This is a genomic window from Pseudomonas chaetocerotis (genome assembly GCF_015712105.2).
GTDB classification, from domain to species: domain Bacteria; phylum Pseudomonadota; class Gammaproteobacteria; order Pseudomonadales; family Pseudomonadaceae; genus Aquipseudomonas; species Aquipseudomonas chaetocerotis.
The window spans coordinates 247,831-265,142 of record NZ_JACFYX020000009.1; the positions used below are offsets into that span (position 1 = coordinate 247,831).

A 17,312-nucleotide genomic window follows, 5' to 3' on the forward strand; every position below is an offset into this window, starting at 1 on the left:
GCTGGTCGAAAGAGCGCAAGTCTAACGCGAAAGCATGACCCACGCCGACCTTCAACAGGTCATGCGGCAGATACTCAGTTGTTCATCGGTGTAGTCGATGATCGCCTGCAGGCTGCTCAGATCGAGGTGCAAACGGCAGTAATGCTCGCCATGACGCCAGGCCAGCAGTAGTTGATCGTCAGCCGAATAGTTCTGCTCGAAACGCCCCTCGAAAGCCGGATGCTGACAACGCAAACGCATCAGCGCCAGCAAGCGCTGCACCAGCGGCTGCTGCAAGGCCTGCTCGGCCTCCTCGAGGCTGTAGTAATGGCGGTTGACGTCGCGCGCCTCGCCGGTCTGCTCGAGCAGGTCGAAGTCATTGCAGCCAGCCAACAGGCCGACGTAGTAAACCTGAGGGATACCCGGCACGAAGAACTGGATGGCGCGTGCGGCGATATAAGCCTCGTCATTGCGCATCAGCGCCTCGTAGAAGGTGCAGGTCAGCTGGTAGATGGCCCCGACGCTGTGCACGTTCACCGCCGAGCGACGCATGATCGGGTCGGCACTGCGTGTCGAGACCTCATCGATCAGGTACTGGATCTGCGCCTCGGGCAACATGCCTTCGACATCCGGAATGCAGATGCCGTCGTGGGTATCGAGAACGGTGATCTGGTTGCGCGGGCACATGCGCAACCAGTTCTTCAGATAGCGGCTGCTGCCACTGAGCAATGCGTGCAGCACCAACGGCGGCAGGGCGAAGCCGTACGGGCGCATCTGCCGCCGCGAGATGGCGTACTGGTAGCTGATGTGGTCATGCACCTCCGGCAGCATCTCGGCTTCGTACTTGGCCCCGGTTTCGCGGAACCACTCAAGAATGCGGTACACGTTCGGCTCCACCAGAAAGCAGCTGGTGCCGATACGTTTGGTGGTGTAGCCGAAGGCATCCAGGCGAAACAGCCTGACCCCGCGCGCCGCGAGGAAGGCCATGTACTGTTCCATCAACTGATAGGTTTTCGGCGAGTCGTAATTGAGGTCGATCTGCCGTTCGGTGAACGTGCACCAGACCCGACAGGTTTCACCGTTGGCCAGTCGCACCTCGCGAAACGGCTCCTTTTCCTTGCGGATATGGATCTTGGCCAGGTCGTCATGGCTGATTTCGCCGAAGCGATCGACCTGAACGAAGAGATCCGCGTAGGGCGAGTCCTGGCCATGTGCAACGAAATCGAGAAACTCCGGCGACGCGTCCGCGATGTGACTGATCACCAGATCGACGCACAGGTCGAAGCGCGCGGAGATGCGCTCGACATCGGCCCAGTCGCCGTACCGTGGATCCACCTCCATGTGCGTGAGCGGTGAGAATCCACCGTCGGCATTGGACGGATACAGCGGCAGGATATGCACCCCGCCAAGCGCGTCCCCCAGGTGCCGATCCAACAGCTGGTAAAGCTCCCCCAGGTTACGCCCCAGGCGGTCGGGATAGGTGATCAGTTGAACAGCGTTGCGCAGCGCCATGAGCCCCCCGGTACATTGATGGTCTGCCTGATACAGGCCTAGGCATGATCGCCGCGCGCGTCAAGAAAGCCCGCGACGTCGGCTCAAGGGCTGACAGTGTCAGAGTCGCGCCAGTACCGCCTGCAACGCCTGCTCCGGTGCCTCACGCCATAGGCCGTAGCTCAGCGGCAAGGTCTCCAGGCCGGCGCGCGCCAGCACCAGGTAGCGCTCCAGCTCGAGAAAGCCTTCGCCCTCCCCTGGAAAACCGATCAGGTCGATGGCCAGACACCTGTCGCCCCGGCGGCAGAACAGGTCCAGCACCTGTCCGGCCAGCGGATAGTGACTCCACACGCTGACGCCCTGACTTTCGAGCGCCTGACACAGGTTCTGGCGGGCGACTTCCACAGCCCCCGCCTGCCAACTGACACCAGGCTTGTGCAGGAATTCCAGGTAGCGGCGCAACAGATGCGTGGCCGGCAACTGGCGTTCGTCACCACTGAACAGCAGCACCTGGCGCTCGCGGGCACGCGTGATGGCGACGTTGAACAGATCGGCGCGGTTCAGGTAGCTGGCCGCCTGACTCGATTCGCGGTCGATGGCGAAACTGAGGATCATCAGGTCGCGCTCCTCGCCCTGAAAACCGTATGGCGTATCCACCAGCAGACGAAACTCGCGCAGCTGCTCCAACGGCAGCGTTTCGCCGATGCGTGTGCGGATGCGCTCGACTTGATCGCGAAACGGCGACAGCACGCCGATGCTGGGTTTGAACGGGCTGCTCTGGTATTCGGCCAGATGCGCCGTGATCAGCGCCAGCACCCGCTCGACCTCCGCCTCGTTGGCACCGTTGCGCCCGCGCTGGCCCTCGATACGCAGCAGTTGCAGGCTGTCGCAGGCATCAACGCCGGGGCGCTCCTTCATCACCCTCAGGCGCTGGTCGTAGAACCGCTCGTTGCTGAAGCGGATCAGCGCCGGGCGGCTGCGGAAATGTTCATCGAGAAATACCACCGCCTCCTGGCTGGCCAGTTGCAGGCCGACCAGATCCAGCACGCTGTTGTCGCGGTAGCTCCAGGCCTCACGCGCCTCCGCCTGCAGGCCGGCGCGCTGCAGCAGCTGCGTTTCGCGCACGCGGGAGAGAAAGGAGATGTGCCGCAACTGGCGCGCATCGCCGGTGACCACCGCGCGCTTGCAGCGCTGGAAGGCCGGCAGCGCCGAGGCGATGTCGCACTGCGTCGCCTCGTCCATCACCATCACATCGAACAATTCCGGACGCAGTGGCAGCAGGCGGTGCAACTCGTCCAGGGTCACCACCCAGATCGGAAAGGCAGCCAGCAGGCGCGCCGGGTCGATATCCTCGAACAAGGCCAGTTGACGCTGTGAGCTGCGCGCACGGATGGCCTGGTTATAACGCACGAACAGCGCGCGGTCGCTGACCAGCAGGCGCTTGAGGTTCAGGGCGCGATGACTATTGAGGTGCTCACGACTCAGAAGCTGACGGCGCTGCTGGCAATCACGCAACTCATCCAGTAATGCCCAGGGGCGCACACTGCTGCCGATACGTCTGCGCACCCAGGGCACCTGCAACCAGCGCCTCCAGAAAGCCAGGCTGCCACGTTCGGCGCGCAGCAACAGGCGGCTCCAGCGCACAGCCTGCTCGCAGCGCTTACGAAAATCTGCCGACAGGCGCCGCTCGGCCTCGGTCAGCACTTCCAGCTCGCTGCGCTGACGCGCTTCGACCTGTTCCGACACCCATTCGAATTCGCCCTGCAGCAGCCGCTCCAGACGCTCGCGCAAGGCCTGGCGCAGGCTCTGGCCGTCGCCTTCGAGCACACCGTCACGCAGGCCGAAATCCTCGCGTAACTTGTGCGCGATCACGCGCACCGCCTGCGCACTGCGGCTGACCAGCAGCACACTTTCACCCTGCAGGTAACGATCCAGCGCCAGCGCCGCCAGGCTGTAGCTCTTGCCGGTACCGGGCGGGCCGGAAATCTGGCTCAGCGGGTGGCGCGCAGCATTGGCCAGCGCCTGGCACTGGGCAGTGCTGAGCTGCGCCGGCAGACGCTGCGGCCTGCTGGTCGAGCCCACCGCCTGCACAGGGGGTGTTTCACCCAACAGCTGCAACAAGGCAGGTGACAGTCGCTCGGCGTCCTGCAGCAGTTGCAACTCATGGGCGATGCCACGGCTACCGCTGCCGCGCGGCACCAGCGCGACGAAGGCACCTGCCTGCAGCGACAAGCTGCGACGCCGCAGGGCCTTGGCCAGTGCCTCGCCGTTCAGCAATTGCGGAAAGCCAGCAGCTTCACTGACTTCCCGTACCTGCGTGTTGCGCGCCACCCAGGCGAGCAATTGACCCAGCGAGGGAGCGTCCAGTATTCCACTCGGCAACGGCAAAGCATCGAGGCTGACGTTGCCGCTTTCATCGAACAGACGCCGCAGCAGACGCCAGTTGCCATGCACCTGCTGCGGGTCGATTGCGAGCAAGTGGCTCTGCCCATCCGCCGTCGCTTGCAGGCTCGCTTCGTAATAGAACAACGGGCCGCAGATCGCCTGCGAACCACCGCCCTCCAATTGCAGGCGGCCACAGATCGGCAGCACGCCGTAGACCAGTTGCAGTTCACGCTGGTACAAAGCCTGCGCCTCCGCCAACGCACGCCCCAGCTCGGCCGACAGCGGTAACAGCGGTATGCCGCCGCTGGCCAGTTCCTCACGCCCATCGAGCCAGGCCCAGCGGTTGGCAGGCAGCTTGCCGACGTTGTCCAGGTCCAGGTCGCGGCTGTCGGCCAGGTAGCAACTGCGATAGAAGCCGAGAAGCTGGCGAACGTGAGGATGATTCATCAGTTGCCCGCGTAACGTGCCCAGAGCGCTTCGAATTCACGACTGTAGGCTGCCAGCAGCTGCGGGTGGTCGATCACCAGCAGGTTTTCCTCGTTGCTGGTGGTGGCGCTGCGCGTCCAGTTGAAGCTGCCGTTGAGCAGCAAGCGGCCGTCGAACAGGGCGAACTTGTGGTGCATGTGATAGGGCCCGGCGTCGATGCGCAGCGGCACACCCTTGTCACGCAGCCACTGGATATCGCTGCCGACATCGAACTGTTTTTCGTTGTCGGTGATCACCCGCACGGCGATGCCGCGCTCGTGACAGGCGAACACCTCTTCGCTGAGCTGATCATCGGAGATGGTGTAGACGCAGATATCCACGCTCTTGCGCGCCTGGCGGCACAGCTCACGAATCTTGCGCCGGCAGCTCTCGCCCGGACTGAAGTGAGCGCTGGCATGCTCAACGCGCGGCGCGCTGCCGGCGCTGTCGAGGGTCTTGATCACCTGCTCGAGCCATTTCAGCGCCGGCTCGACGTTCTCCGGCTCACGCATCAGTTCTCGGGCCAGAGCGAAGGCGCGATTACGCATGAAGCGCACCTGATCGCTGCTCAGTTCAGTGCCCAGCTGGCGCAGCTCGTCGCGCTCCTCATTGCTCAGGCGCAGGTCGGCCAGGCTGTCGCGCAGTTGCTGATCGAGACGGTTGAAGTCCATATAAAGTCCTTTTCATCGAGTGAGACGGCGGCGGCTCAGGGCGGCGTAAAGCACCCCACAAAACGCACCCGCCAGGTGGTATTCGAAGGAAACGCCAGCACGCGGCAGCAGGCCGAAGAACCAGCCGCCGTAAAGGAAGAACACCAGCACGGCCAGCAGCAGGTCGAGCAGGCTACGTTCGAACCAGGCCCGCGCCAGCAGCAATCCCCAGAAGCCGAACAGCCAGCCGCTGGCGCCGACGTGCAGGCCGGTACGGCCAAACAGCCAGACCAGCGCCCCGCTGCCGAGGATGATGAAGGCGCTGGAAAAATAGAAATCGCGACGCGAGCGCAGCAGCACCAGACTGCCGAGCACCAGCAGACCGCTGAGGTTGCTGAGCAGATGCGCCCAACTGCCATGCAGCCAGGGCGCGAAAAGGATGCCTGGCAGCGCCTCGATATGCCGGGGCACCAGCCCCCAGACATTCAAGGCACCCGCGAAGGCGCCATTGACCAGTTGCACCAGCAGCAGCGCACCGCTGATCACCAGCAGCGGGCGCAGCTCGGTCAGCCAGCCTCGTCTCACGGCGCCTCGTCATCCGAGACGTCGTTGCGCTGCTCGTGCCCGAGCAGCGTGCCAAGGTCACGCAGTTGGGTGGATATTTCCAGCATGCGGTTGTGGGTGCGCAAATCGATGTCGATTTTCTTGTCCATCGCCTTGACCAGCGGCAGGAAGCTGTTTTCCAGGCTGTCGGCCAGGCTTTCCAGCAATTTTTGCGTGCCCTGCTGTGGCGGCGCAACCACCTCAACCTGCGGACGCAGCTTGCCGAGGTTGTCCAGGCCGGCGAGCAGCTGCTCCCAGGGTATGCCCGGCGTCTCGCTGACCGACTTGCCCGTGCTCAGGCCACGCACGCTCTCGACCAGGTCATTGAGCTGCGCCACCACACGGCCACCAACGTCCGTATCGCTGCCGCCCATGGCCTTGTTGCGCATGAAGTCGCGCTTGATCTGCGCCCAGCGTTCGACCTGCTCGGGCGTCTGGTTGCCGCGCAGCTCGGCGAGCTTGAGCAGGTTTTCCTCGGCGCCGGTGGTGAGCAGCTGAGACTCGCCCTGGTAGTGGTCGGCGATCAGTTGCAGCAGTTCGGCGTCGTTCATCACCGCGCTGATCTTCTCGGCCATCTTGTTCATGTTGCGGTAGCTGCCCTGCAGCTTGAACGGTGGCTCGGTGCGGTAGCTGTCGGCCTGCGCGGCGCTGACGATATATTGCTGGTTGACCCGGCCGACCACGTCGCGAATCTGCATCAGGCGCTGCAGGGTCGAGGTGATCTCGTTGATCTCGGCGGCGCTGTAGGTGTGCGACAGCTCGTTGGCGGAGAACGGCTTGCCCTCGGCCTTGGCGACGAAGCGGTAGACGTCGGCCATGTCGCGGGTGGCCAGCGGCGCCAGCACCGGGTTGGACGTCAGGCTGTTCTCGATATAGGACAGCGCGAAGGCTTCCTGCATGCCACCCAGGGTGTCGCCCAGGTTGTAGATGTCGGCCCGGTTGGCGAGCATGTCGGGGATCTTGAACACGTCGCCAGACTCGGTGTACGGGTTGCCGCTCATCACCACGCAGAATTTCTTGCCGCGCATGTCGTAGGTCTTGGTCTTGCCCTTCCACACGCCTTCGATGCGCCGCGTGCCGTCACAGAGCGAGATGAACTTCTGCAGAAACTCCGGGTGGGTGTGCTGGATGTCGTCGACATAGAGCATCACGTTGTTGCCCATCTCCAGCGCCAGGTTGAGCTTTTCCAGCTCCTGGCGCGAAGTGGCGTCCGGCGCCTGCGCCGGATCGATGGAGCGCACTTCGTGGCCCAGGGCCGGGCCGTTGATCTTCATGAAAATCAGGCCCAGGCGGTGCGCCACGTACTCCATCAGCGTGGTCTTGCCGTAGCCGGGCGGCGAGATGAGCATCAGCAGGCCCATCAGGTCGGTGCGTTTGTTCTCGCCAGCGGTGCCCATCTGCTTGGCCAGGTTGTCGCCGATGAAACCCAGGTACACATCGTTGATCAGCTTGTTACGCACGAAGGACGACAGCGGCCTTGGCTTGAACTCGGACAGACGCAGAGCCTGGCGCTCGCGGTTGATGACCTCCTGGCGCAGCGCCTGGTAGCGCTGCAACTGCGGCACGAAGTCGCCGCGGTGCTGCTGCAGACGGGCGAAGTAATCGTCGATGGCCAATACCAGGGCACCACCCTGCACACGCGGGTGATCGCCGAGCAGGCCGCTGACGGTGAAACGCAGGTCGACTTCGGTGAAGCGACGCGGGAACTCGTCGTCCAGCAGGCTGATGGCCACGGCTTCGGGAATGTAGTCGACCAGCTCGGCCAGCGCTTCGTCCTGCGCGCAGAGGCCATCGAGCCAGGTCTGTGCCAGCGACCAGCGCTGCACCGGCCGGCCGCGCAGGTTGTCCAGCGCGGCGCGGTAGTCGTCCCAGACATGGCTGGCCTGCATGCGCTGCTGCAGGGTGTCGAGCAGTTGCCGGGCGTACTTGCTGAAGGTGAACTCGACGGGCTTGGCCGCCAGCTCCTCGACCAGATAGGCCGCAGCCGCCTGGCGCTGCGCTGCCGTCACCGTCAGCGGGTGCTGGGCGAGGAAGCGCTGCATGGCTGCAGCGATCTCTTCCTGCAGGCGCAGCACGCCGTCTTCACTGCCGAACATCTGCCGCAGGTGCAGGCTGCTGCGCGCGCGCTCGGGCCACAGTTCGGCCTCGATATCCTGCCCCCAGCGGTTCCAGAACAGTGCGGCAAAGCCTCGCGCAGCCGGCGCATAGCGCAGCAGCCCGGCGCTTTCGCGCAGCGGCAGGAGCTGGATGAGGATCAGCGCGGCATCGTGGTCGTGAATACCTTTCTCGTAGGCATCCTTGTAGCGCGGCGCGGCGAAGTCGCGGACCAGTCGGGTGAGGTCATCCGGCTGCGCCAGATGGGTCTTGAGCAGATCCAGGGTCAGCCCTTCACGCCCGCCCAGGGCGGCGTCCAGCACCAACCCGGCCAGGTATTCGGCGCGGTACAGCGAGGGTGATTCGGACTCCAGCGACACCTGCCAGTAGTCGCGCAGGCCCTCCAGGGTTTCATCGCGCAGCGGCTCGAGAAAATCGGTACCGGTCAGGTGCAGGTACAGTGCATCGCCGCGCGGCATCAGGGTCAGATCGAGTTCCTGGGTGTTGACGCTGAAGCGGTGGCGCGGGCCGAGCTTGATGACGTTGCCGCCCTCTTCGAACAGCTCGCTCTTGTCACGCAGTGCCCGCACCGCCTGGTCGCGGGCCGCCTTAAGGCGCGCCTCGACGTCGTCGGCCTTGACGCTGTCCTTGAGCTCGCGCAGGCGTTCGGCCATTTCGCGCAGCTTGAGAATCAGCGGGTCGGCGGCGAAGAAGGCGTTGAGCTCCTCCATCTGGGTCAGGCGCGCGGTGCGCCGGACGAGGCTGTCGAGGATGCGCTGGGCGGCGTCGAGCACGCCCTGGGCGCGGCGCTGACGCTCGTCGAGCAGGCTCTGCTTGTGCGACTCGAAGGTTTCCAGCAGCTCTTCGCGCTTGCCGAGGATATCGCTGAGGAACTGCTCCTGATCACCGAACTGGCTTTCCAGTTCTTCCAGCTGCACTAGCAGGCGCGACAGCTGTTCGTCGCATTTCTCCGGGTCCTGGGCCAGCGCCAGGGCGTTGGTGATGCCCTGGCTGAACAGCTTGAACTGGGCACCGAACTGCGCCACGGTCTCGGCCGAGCCCAGGCCCTTGCGCCGTTGCTCGGCACGCGCCTTGGCCTGGTTGAGCCGTGCGTAAACTTCGGAAATCGACTCGACGATGCGGGTGCGCTGGGTGGCGTCATCGATCTTCAGCGAGGCCATCAGGCTCGACAGCATGTCGAGGTTGCCGGCCATCTCCTGCATCTCGACCAGCGGTTCATTGAGCTGGGTGACGGTCTCGGCCTTCTGCGCCAGACCGTCCAGCTCGCCCAGGCGTTGCACATAGGGCTGCAGCGCCGCATCACTGGCGAGGAAGGCCGAGGTGGCGCCGGCCACGCGCTCCTGCGCTTCGAGCAGCTCGGTTTCCATGGCGTCGATACGCGCCACGTCGATGTAGCGGTAGTCGCGGATGGTCAGCAACTGGCCGCGCTGCGCGGTGATGGCGTTGAGCGCCTCGACGAAGTGCTGCACCTCATCCCAGCTGTCCACCAGCAGGCCCGAGAGCAAGCTCTTGTGTCGCGACTCGGCCTCGGCCATGGCCCGGCTGGACTGCTGGCGAATGCTCTCGACCTTCTCGAACTCGTCGAGGACCAGCTCGGACGTGGCGGCCACTTCGCGCAGCAGCGGCGCCAGCTCGGCGCACTGGGCGTCGCCCAGCCAGTGGTAAACGTCGAACAGACGACGGGTGTTCTGGCACAGCTGGGTGTAGCGCGCCACCGACACTTCGCGGCTGTCGATCTCGCGGCTCAGATTGAGCAGGTCGGACACACCACGCACCAGCTCGGCATTGCCGATGCGCCCGAAGAAACCACTGCGCGCCGGCTGGCGTGCGGCATGGTCCTCGCTCTCGAACGGCGTCTGCCAGATCTGCATCGGGTGAATGCGGGTCGGTTCGCTGCCCTCGGCGGCGAAGATCACCATGCGCCCATCTTCCAGGCGCGCGTAACCGTGGCCGAAGATCGGGTTTTGCAGCTGGCGATTGATCATGTTGTAGGTGAACAGCGCCGAACGGCCTTCTTCCGGGTGGTAGAAGATGTACTGCACGTCCTCGCCGTTGGGCGAACGCACAGAGCGCTTGAAGCGCATGCCGCCCATGGGCTGTTCGAAGGTCTTGTACTCGCCGTTCTGCAGGTAGTAGCCGCCAGGGAAGATGATGCCGTGGTCTTCCGGCAGCTGCACGCAGGCCAGGCCGATGGCATCGATACGCTCGACCTGGCGGGTCAGGCTGTTGAATACCAGGTAGCGCCACTGCTCTTCGCGGTACGGCAGCACCTTGAGCAGGATCAGGCTGCCCAGGCGCGCATATTCGATCTGCGCGTCGTCCAGCGACTGGGTCTTGTCGACCACCGCCTCGCGGTAGATCCCCTGGCCGTCCTGGGTGTTGTTCTCGACTTTGATGGTGAGGTCGCCACCGACAGTCTCGACGAACAGGGTGTCGAGGATGTTCACATGCGGATGGCGGCCCATGACCACCATCTCGCGGTTGGTCTTCTGCCATTCGAAATCGAACGGCGCCGGCAGCGCGATATCGCGCTCGCCACGGTTATCGATGTAGCGGACATCCTTGCCGTCGGTGGAGATGGACCAGCGGAACACGCGGATGTCGGTGATTCGCTCACCGATCTGGAAACTCGCCAGCAGCTTGCCGTCACGAATGGCCAACTGCAGCAGGCGGGTGTTCTTGTAGTAGGTGTACAGCTCGTTGAAATCGGCGACGAAGCTGGCCTGGGCCAGGAAGCTGCCGTCCAGCGGCACCGATTCGGCATCGAAGCCGTCAGGGGTTTCCACCAGACGGTAGAGGGAGAACACATCGGCGACGCCGGTTTCCTTCTTCAGCCCCAGAAACACGTTGTAGCCGAACAGCAGGCACTCGCCGACCTGGACGATATCGCGGGCGATGCAGTTATTCTCGGTGCGAATACGCACCCGACCGATGGCCTCCATCGCGCTGCTGCCGAACTCGGCCAGGCGCTGGCCGTTGAGCGCTTCGGTCAAGCCACGCAGGCGCTGGCCCTGCTCCTGCAGGCGCCTGTGCAGCACCTCGTAGGCGCCGCCTTCGGCGACGGCCTTGTCCAATACGTCCTGTGTTTGTGCATCCGACATCGTAGTCATCCTGAATCTGCTGCGTCTGAAAAGCCCCTCTGGAGAAGGGCTGGCAGGTTAGGCCGGGCGGCATCCGCGCAGGGTGGGAGAGTGGGTAGGGTGGACATCGCGAAGCTTGTCCACCAGGCCCATCAATGGTGGACAAAAAGAGCATTATCCACCCTACCGACTGAAGCCCACCCTACAAGCTGCACGCTGGGAGAGTTGGTAGGGTGGACAACGCGAAGCTTGTCCACCGATCTCGTCGATGGTGGACAGAAAGAGCGTTGTCCACCCTACGGACAGATCTCAGGCCTGCTCAGAACCGGCGCCCGGTGCAGCCACCGGCGCTGCGGGCGCCGCCTTGCCGGCCAGCAAGCGCGACAGCACGTCCTGCACCACCGGGCTCTTGCCCACCACACCTTCGATGGCCTTGCCCACCGACAGCGACTTGGCAAAGGAGTTGAAGAAGTCGCCTTCGCCGCCGACGATCTCGATCTTCGCCTTGGCCAGCGCGGTGGCCAGTACCTCGGCCTGATCCTTGGCGATGTCCTTGTTGGCGGCAATGGCGGCCATGGCTTCCTCGAAGCTCTTCTCCAGCTGCATGCGGAACTCTTCGTGAGCACGCGCGTTGTCGCTGAGCGAATCCAGGGCACCGAACTTCTTGCCCAGACCTTCGGCTTCGGCGTTCAGGCGCTCCAGCAGCACCTGCGCCTCGGCCATGCCCAGATCCTGGGTGGCCTTGGCCTTGGCGGTGCCCAGCTGTTCTTCGCCGCGCGCCTGGGCGCCGAGTTTCTCTTCCAGCACCTTGGCATCGGCCAGGCCGTCTTTTTCCTTGGCAGCCGCTTGCGCTTCGATGACACGCGCCTGCGCCAGACCTTTCTCCTGCTCGCCCTTGGCTTCGGCGATCAGACGCTCGGCCTGCACGCGAGCCTCGGCCAGGCCTTCCTTCTCCTTGGCGGCAGCGGTGACTTCACGCACACGCGCATCGGCCAGGCCAGGTGCGGCGCGCTCGGCCTCGATACCTTCGGCCAGTTTCTTCTTGGCTTCGGCGCTCTTGGCCGCTGCTTCCAGCTCGGCCTGAGCGAGGTTGTTGATTTCCACCGCTTTGTGCTTGGAGCGGGTTTCATCGGCTTCGGCCTGCTTGACCTGGCGCACCAGCTCCTGCTCGGCTTCGGCCTGGGCATTGAGCACGGTGACCTGCTTCATGCGCTCGGCTTCGGACACTTCACGCACTTCCTTGATGCGCTCTTCTTCCTGGGCCACGGTCTTCTCGACCGCGACGCGCTCGCGAATCACGCCAGCGATATTCTTGCGTTCTTCCTCCAGCGCCTTTTCCTTCTCGATGCGCTGCAGCTCGACTTCGCGCTCGCGAGATACCACTTCCAGGTCCTTGGCGCGGGTGACTTTTTCCACCTCGATGACCACGGCACGCTGGCGGTTCTGCTGGGCCACTTCCACTTCGCGCTGGTGGTTCTCGGCGCGGATATCCAGCTCCTGCTGGGTCTGGATACGGGCCTGCTCGGCCTTGAGGCGCTCTTCTTCCTTGACCTTGAGCGTCTCGGCCTGCTCACGAGCCTGGATGGTTTCGATCTCGCGCTTCTGGCGCGCTTCGGCATCGGCCTGCTGGCGTTCCAGCGACAGGGTCGCCTCGCGGGTTTCGACGTTCTTTTTCTTGATCGCCAGCTCTTCGTTGCGCTCCAGTTCGTTGGTGATGACGTTCTGCGCGGCGGTCAGCTCGGTGATCTTGCGGATACCTTCGGCGTCGAGGATGTTGCTCGGGTCCAGCGAGTGCTTGGCCGTCTGCTCCAGGTAGTCGATGGCCACATCTTCGAGCACGTAGCCGTTGAGATCGTTGCCGATCACCTCGACGATACGATCACGAAACTCCTGGCGATTCTCGAACAGCTGGACGAAATCGAACTGCTTGCCGACGGTCTTCAGTGCTTCGGAGAACTTGGCGTTGAACAGTTCGTTAACTGCCCCACGGTCGGAAGCGCGCTCCACGCCAATGGCCTTGGCCACCTTGAGTACATCTTCCTGCGTCTCGTTGACGCGCAGGTAGAAGGCCACGGTGATATCGGCGCGCATGTTGTCGCGGCAGATCAGGCCATCCTTCGCGCGACGGTCGACTTCCAGGGTAATCAGGGAGATCTTCATGAACTCCTTGAGGTGGATCACCGGGTACACCAGGGAACCGGTGAAATGCACCTTGGGCGTCGAGCTCATGTCATTGACGATCAGCGCGGTGCCTTGCGGAACCTTGATGTAGAAGGCCTTGAACAGGGCAATCAGGGCAATGATGAAGAGGACGACCAGCCCAGCCCCAACGATGAAGGGAATGACGTTTTCCATTACAGCTTTACTCCTTTGCTAGTTGTGCAGGCAGGTTCGGCATACCCTGCCTGCCCTCTGTTACGTACGAATGGTCGGCAGAGGCTAGACGCCTCGAAATTCTTCTTCGGTGATGATGCGATAGGCATGTTCGGCCGCCAGGTATTCGAGCAACACGACGCGGTCGCCGCGCTTGAAGCCCAGCGCCTCATCGGCACGTACCCGCAGGATCAAACCAGCGCCGCCATCTTCCAGCACCGCCTCACCGTGACTGGCGGTGACACGACCACTGCGCACCACGGCCACCTGGCCCAGCACCGACTTGCTGCTGATCGCCTCGACCTTGTGAAACAGCGGCCGCAGCGGCCGACAGATCACCGCGCACAGCGGTGCAGCCAGCACGAAGGCGCCAGCGATGACCACCAGCCCCAGCGGGTAACGCACAATGCCCAACGGCAGGTGACGCAACAGCCATAGTTCGATGAAGTAGCAGGCGAACCAGGCAAAGAAGAACAGCAGCGTCAGCACCAGGGTGACCGGTACGCCATCGAGTTTGAGTTTGTAGAGCAGGCCGGCGAGGCCTTCGGTCTGACCGCTACCTTCCATCACCGAATCGGCTTCGACGTCGAGCAAGTCGACCTCGAGCAGGCCGGCGGCAACCACCAGCCAGTAGATGACCGCCACGCACAGCAGAAAGCTGTAGATGGCGGTGGGGAATGACAGCGCTGTCTGCAGGAAGAGTTCCATAGCTTTCCTTTTCCCGAATCCATACGACAGGCGCGATCACTCGCGCCTGTCGCTCAATGCGCCCTGATCAGGACTTGGCCTTGTCCTTCAGACGCGCCAGCACGCTGTCGGCGCTGGCGTTGTCGGCTTTGATGCCGGCCGCGCGCAGCTTGGCTTCCAGCGAATCGTCCGGCGCGCTGGTGGCAGCCAACTCGGCTGAAGCCTCCATCTTCGCTGCGCGCTCGGCCTGCTTCTGCTTGATCCGTTCGAGCGACTCGACTGCGGTCTGCAGCTTGGCTTGCGAGCCGCCGTAGCGCTGGGCCACGGCCATTTGCGCCTTCTGCACGCTTTCGGTGGCCTTGACCGTATCCACCTGCTGCTTGAGACGCTTGATGTTGCCCTCTGCCTGGGTCACGGCCTTGCGCAGCTGCGCCACGCTGGCGGCGAAGCCTTCGGCCTGCTCGCGCTCGCCGGCCTGCTCGATTTCCAGGTTGGCGATCTTCTCGGCGACTTCCTTGGCCAGGGTCTCGTTACCGGCGTCCAGCGCCTTCAGCGCGTACTGTTCGTACTCGGCAATGCTCGCCGCGCTCTTGGTCACCTTGTCGCTGGCCAGCTTGTGCTTGGCCATGATCTCGGCCAGCGCTTCCTTGGACTTGCGCAGCTCGACATCAGCGTCGCGGATTTCCTGATCGAGGATACGCAGGGCCTGACCATCGACCACCGCCTCGCCCACTTCATTGGCGCCACCACGCAGCGCCGTCAGCATTTTGCTCCAGACATTCATCGTCTCATCTCCTCTCAGGCGCCGGTCTTGAGGAAGCCTTCATAGGCTTCGGTGGCCTTGATCACGTTGTCCGCCAGCAATTCGATCTCGAACACCACATCGGACAGGGTCGAGGACGAGCTCAGTGCGCCGAACATGGTGTAGCAATCACGCCCGTCGACCATTTTCTCCAGGCCGATGGACGACAGCGGGAACAACTTGTGGGTACGCAGCACTTCTTCGTTGAAGGTCGCCGCATCCTTGACGTCCGCTGCCGGCCAGAGCAGCGCCTCGACGATGATCTGCTCGCCGAACACAGCGATGAACAGCGGTAGATCGCCGTACTCACGCATGGTGATGTGCAGGCTGGCGTCAGCGCCTTGAATCAGCTCGATGCCGGCCTGACCGCTTTGGAACAGTTCCGTTGCCGCCAACGCTTCATGCAGCGCCTGGGCGGTCCAAACTTGAGGCATGCTCATACCCTCCTCCTTCTCCATCGAAGCCAGCAGCGACTGTGGCTGGCGCAGTTTGCGCTCGAACGCGACCAACAAGGGCGCATGCTCGGGCAAGATCCAGACCTCCTTCTTGACCAACCCCTGCTCACGCAGACGCTGACGATAAAGACGCTGGTAATGGGCTGATGATTTGTTGTCCATGAACGCAGCCTAGACTCTTACATGTGAGCCGTAAAGTAATCACATGTGATAAATGTGATGCCGTTCGTCAGATAAGCACGCAGGCGCGATCCTCGGCGCAAAAAGCCGAAGAACAGACAAGAATAGGTAAAGAAGAGAGGCAGGCACTTGGGCTCATCCATGACTCGAGCAAAACGCTTCCATTCGCGAGGTGTCGAATTAAACCGCAGACGCTCACACTGCGCACGAAAAAAAGCGCTAACCGGGTCGCAGTTATGACCCCGCCCCCGCCAACCCGAGAGACAGGCAGCGCCATGAACGAACTTCCACCCGCAGTACGCCAGCTCGTGCATGCCAATCAACGTCAGGCAGCCATCGACCTGCTGAGCGAGTACCTGGCTAACGACCAGAAGGAAGCCGAACGCCGTATCGATCAGTACCTGGAAGACGATCCCCCGGTGCACCTGCGTGGCGCTGGCGTCGTTCGCGCCAGCCGCCTCAACGCCCTGATCTGGCTGATCCTGATCATCCTGATGGCGCTTCTGGCTCTGATCTTCGCCCTTTGAGCCCCGCACAAACGAAACCGGCGCCACTGGGGCGCCGGTTTTGTCAGAGCGGATACCTCAGAGCGACTTGCCGCGATTACCATGAGCCGCAACGAACTGCTGCACGGTCCTCAGGTCGTTGGCCAGCACCGTGCAGCGCTCTTCACGCTGGAACAGATCGGTCAGGTGCGCAGGCAACGCCGGCACGGCGTCGATGCCGGCCTTCTCCACCGCCTCGGGGAACTTGACCGGGTGCGCGGTACCCAGCACCACCATTGGCGTGGCCAGGCTACGGCGGCATTCACGCGCAGCACGCACACCGATGGCGGTATGCGGATCGAGCAGCTCGCCGCACTCCTGGTACACCTCGGTGATGGTCTCGCACGTCTGCTCGTCGTTCACCGCCAACGAGTCGAACAGCTTGCGCGCCTCGGTCCAGCGATCCTCGTCGACACTGAAACCGCCGCCCTGCTTGAAGCTGTCCATCAGACTGGCAATGGCGGCACCGTTGCGACCATGCAGGTCGAACAGCAGACGCTCGAAGTTGGACGAGACCATGATGTCCATCGACGGCGACAGCGTCGCGTGCAGGGTTTCCTTGACGTACTGATTGCCGCTCATGAAGCGGTGCAGGATGTCGTTACGGTTGGTGGCGACGATCAATTGGCTGACCGGCAGGCCCATGTTGCGCGCCAGGTAGCCGGCGAAGATGTCGCCGAAGTTGCCGGTCGGCACCGAGAAGGCGATGGAACGCGCCGGCGCGCCGAGCTGCAGCGCTGCATGGAAGTAATAGACGATCTGGGCCATGATCCGCGCCCAGTTGATCGAGTTGACCGCCACCAGGCGCGTACCCTTGAGGAAGCCCTGATCGGCGAAGCTGGCCTTGACCATTTCCTGGCAGTCATCGAAGTTGCCTTCGATGGCGATGTTGTGGATGTTGTCGCCGAGAATGGTGGTCATCTGCCGGCGCTGCACCTCGGACACGCGGTTGTGCGGGTGCATGATGAAGATGTCGACGTTGTCGCAGGCCTTGCAGCCTTCGATGGCCGCCGAACCGGTGTCGCCGGAGGTAGCTCCCATGATCACCACGCGCTCGCCGCGCTTGGCCAGCACGTGATCGAGCAGGCGGCCGAGCAACTGCAGGGCGAAATCCTTGAACGCCAGGGTTGGGCCGTGGAACAGCTCCAGCACCCACTCGTTGCCGTTCAACTGGCGCAGCGGAGCGACAGCATTGTGCTCGAACACCCCGTAGGTTTCTTCGAGGATTTTCTTGAAGTCGGCATCGGCAATGGAGCCGGCGACGAACGGGCGCATCACCCGGAAAGCCAGCTCGTGATAGGGCAGGCCCGCCCAGGAAGCGATTTCCTCGACGGTGAAACGCGGCAGATTTTCCGGTACGTAGAGGCCACCATCGCTGGCCAGGCCAGCCAGCAGCACATCTTCGAAATTCAGGGCCGGCGCCTGGCCGCGGGTACTGATATAGCGCATGGGATAAACCTTCGTTCTGCAGCACCCGCAGACCAGGGGCCTGCGGATGGACA

The 17,312-nt window shown here is 63.3% G+C and carries 11 protein-coding genes; 1 reads left to right on the forward strand and 10 read right to left on the reverse strand.

The genetic code is table 11. The annotated features are described in order from the left end of the window. Positions 1-51 precede the first annotated feature (51 nt). From gtfA to bacA, 9 genes are all read right to left on the reverse strand, one after another. Positions 52-1,491 carry a sucrose phosphorylase gene (gtfA, locus tag H3221_RS17640; RefSeq protein ID WP_196476737.1) on the reverse strand — a complete coding sequence of 480 codons (1,440 nt, stop codon included), beginning with the start codon at positions 1,489-1,491 and terminating at the stop codon, positions 52-54. A 99-nt stretch (positions 1,492-1,590) separates the two neighbouring features. Continuing rightward, the gene (locus tag H3221_RS17645) at positions 1,591-4,302 is read right to left on the reverse strand and encodes a DEAD/DEAH box helicase (RefSeq protein ID WP_224490665.1); all 2,712 of its coding nucleotides are present in this window, start codon (positions 4,300-4,302) and stop codon (positions 1,591-1,593) included. After that, positions 4,302-4,991, reverse strand: coding sequence for a phospholipase D-like domain-containing protein (locus H3221_RS17650; protein ID WP_196476738.1), 690 nt, complete (start codon positions 4,989-4,991; stop codon positions 4,302-4,304). Before H3221_RS17650 ends, H3221_RS17645 begins: the two co-directional genes overlap by 1 nt. 12 nt (positions 4,992-5,003) lie before the next feature. Next, positions 5,004-5,555, reverse strand: a complete 552-nt coding sequence (locus H3221_RS17655) for a rhomboid family intramembrane serine protease (RefSeq protein WP_196476739.1) — start codon at positions 5,553-5,555, stop codon at positions 5,004-5,006. Then, entirely contained in the window at positions 5,552-10,789 is a 5,238-nt protein-coding gene (locus H3221_RS17660) for a DNA repair ATPase (protein WP_196476740.1), read from the reverse strand. The genes H3221_RS17655 and H3221_RS17660 overlap by 4 nt, the downstream gene beginning before the upstream one ends. Positions 10,790-11,077: 288 nt before the next feature. Beyond that, positions 11,078-13,123 (reverse strand): flotillin family protein, encoded by a 2,046-nt coding sequence (locus H3221_RS17665; RefSeq protein WP_196476741.1) that lies wholly within the window; start codon positions 13,121-13,123, stop codon positions 11,078-11,080. 84 nt (positions 13,124-13,207) lie between these two features. Next, positions 13,208-13,849, reverse strand: a complete 642-nt coding sequence (locus tag H3221_RS17670; RefSeq protein ID WP_196476742.1) for an OB-fold-containig protein — start codon at positions 13,847-13,849, stop codon at positions 13,208-13,210. A 67-nt stretch (positions 13,850-13,916) separates the two neighbouring features. Further along, entirely contained in the window at positions 13,917-14,612 is a 696-nt protein-coding gene (locus tag H3221_RS17675; RefSeq protein ID WP_196476743.1) for a PspA/IM30 family protein, read from the reverse strand. A gap of 14 nt (positions 14,613-14,626) precedes the next feature. Next, positions 14,627-15,247: a biofilm formation regulator BacA gene (gene bacA / locus H3221_RS17680; protein ID WP_196476744.1), complete on the reverse strand. Its 621-nt coding sequence runs from the start codon at positions 15,245-15,247 to the stop codon at positions 14,627-14,629. 293 nt (positions 15,248-15,540) lie between these two features. On the opposite strand from bacA, the gene H3221_RS17685 reads away from it, so the two are divergent. Continuing rightward, positions 15,541-15,792 carry a hypothetical protein gene (locus tag H3221_RS17685; RefSeq protein WP_046492792.1) on the forward strand — a complete coding sequence of 84 codons (252 nt, stop codon included), beginning with the start codon at positions 15,541-15,543 and terminating at the stop codon, positions 15,790-15,792. A 57-nt stretch (positions 15,793-15,849) separates the two neighbouring features. Here H3221_RS17685 and thrC read toward each other — a convergent pair whose 3' ends face one another. Continuing rightward, complete coding sequence (thrC, locus tag H3221_RS17690) at positions 15,850-17,259, reverse strand: threonine synthase (protein ID WP_196476745.1); 1,410 nt, start codon at positions 17,257-17,259, stop codon at positions 15,850-15,852. Positions 17,260-17,312: the final 53 nt, after the last annotated feature.

Excerpts from the sequence above, each read along its gene's own strand:
- gtfA (WP_196476737.1), bottom strand. The coding sequence starts at position 1,491 with ATGGCGCTGCGCAACGCTGTTCAACTGATCACCTATCCCGACCGCCTG.
- H3221_RS17645 (WP_224490665.1), bottom strand. The coding sequence starts at position 4,302 with ATGAATCATCCTCACGTTCGCCAGCTTCTCGGCTTCTATCGCAGTTGC.
- H3221_RS17650 (WP_196476738.1), bottom strand. The coding sequence starts at position 4,991 with ATGGACTTCAACCGTCTCGATCAGCAACTGCGCGACAGCCTGGCCGAC.
- H3221_RS17660 (WP_196476740.1), bottom strand. The coding sequence starts at position 10,789 with ATGTCGGATGCACAAACACAGGACGTATTGGACAAGGCCGTCGCCGAA.
- H3221_RS17665 (WP_196476741.1), bottom strand. The coding sequence starts at position 13,123 with ATGGAAAACGTCATTCCCTTCATCGTTGGGGCTGGGCTGGTCGTCCTC.
- H3221_RS17670 (WP_196476742.1), bottom strand. The coding sequence starts at position 13,849 with ATGGAACTCTTCCTGCAGACAGCGCTGTCATTCCCCACCGCCATCTAC.
- H3221_RS17675 (WP_196476743.1), bottom strand. The coding sequence starts at position 14,612 with ATGAATGTCTGGAGCAAAATGCTGACGGCGCTGCGTGGTGGCGCCAAT.
- bacA (WP_196476744.1), bottom strand. The coding sequence starts at position 15,247 with ATGGACAACAAATCATCAGCCCATTACCAGCGTCTTTATCGTCAGCGT.
- H3221_RS17685 (WP_046492792.1), top strand. The coding sequence starts at position 15,541 with ATGAACGAACTTCCACCCGCAGTACGCCAGCTCGTGCATGCCAATCAA.
- thrC (WP_196476745.1), bottom strand. The coding sequence starts at position 17,259 with ATGCGCTATATCAGTACCCGCGGCCAGGCGCCGGCCCTGAATTTCGAA.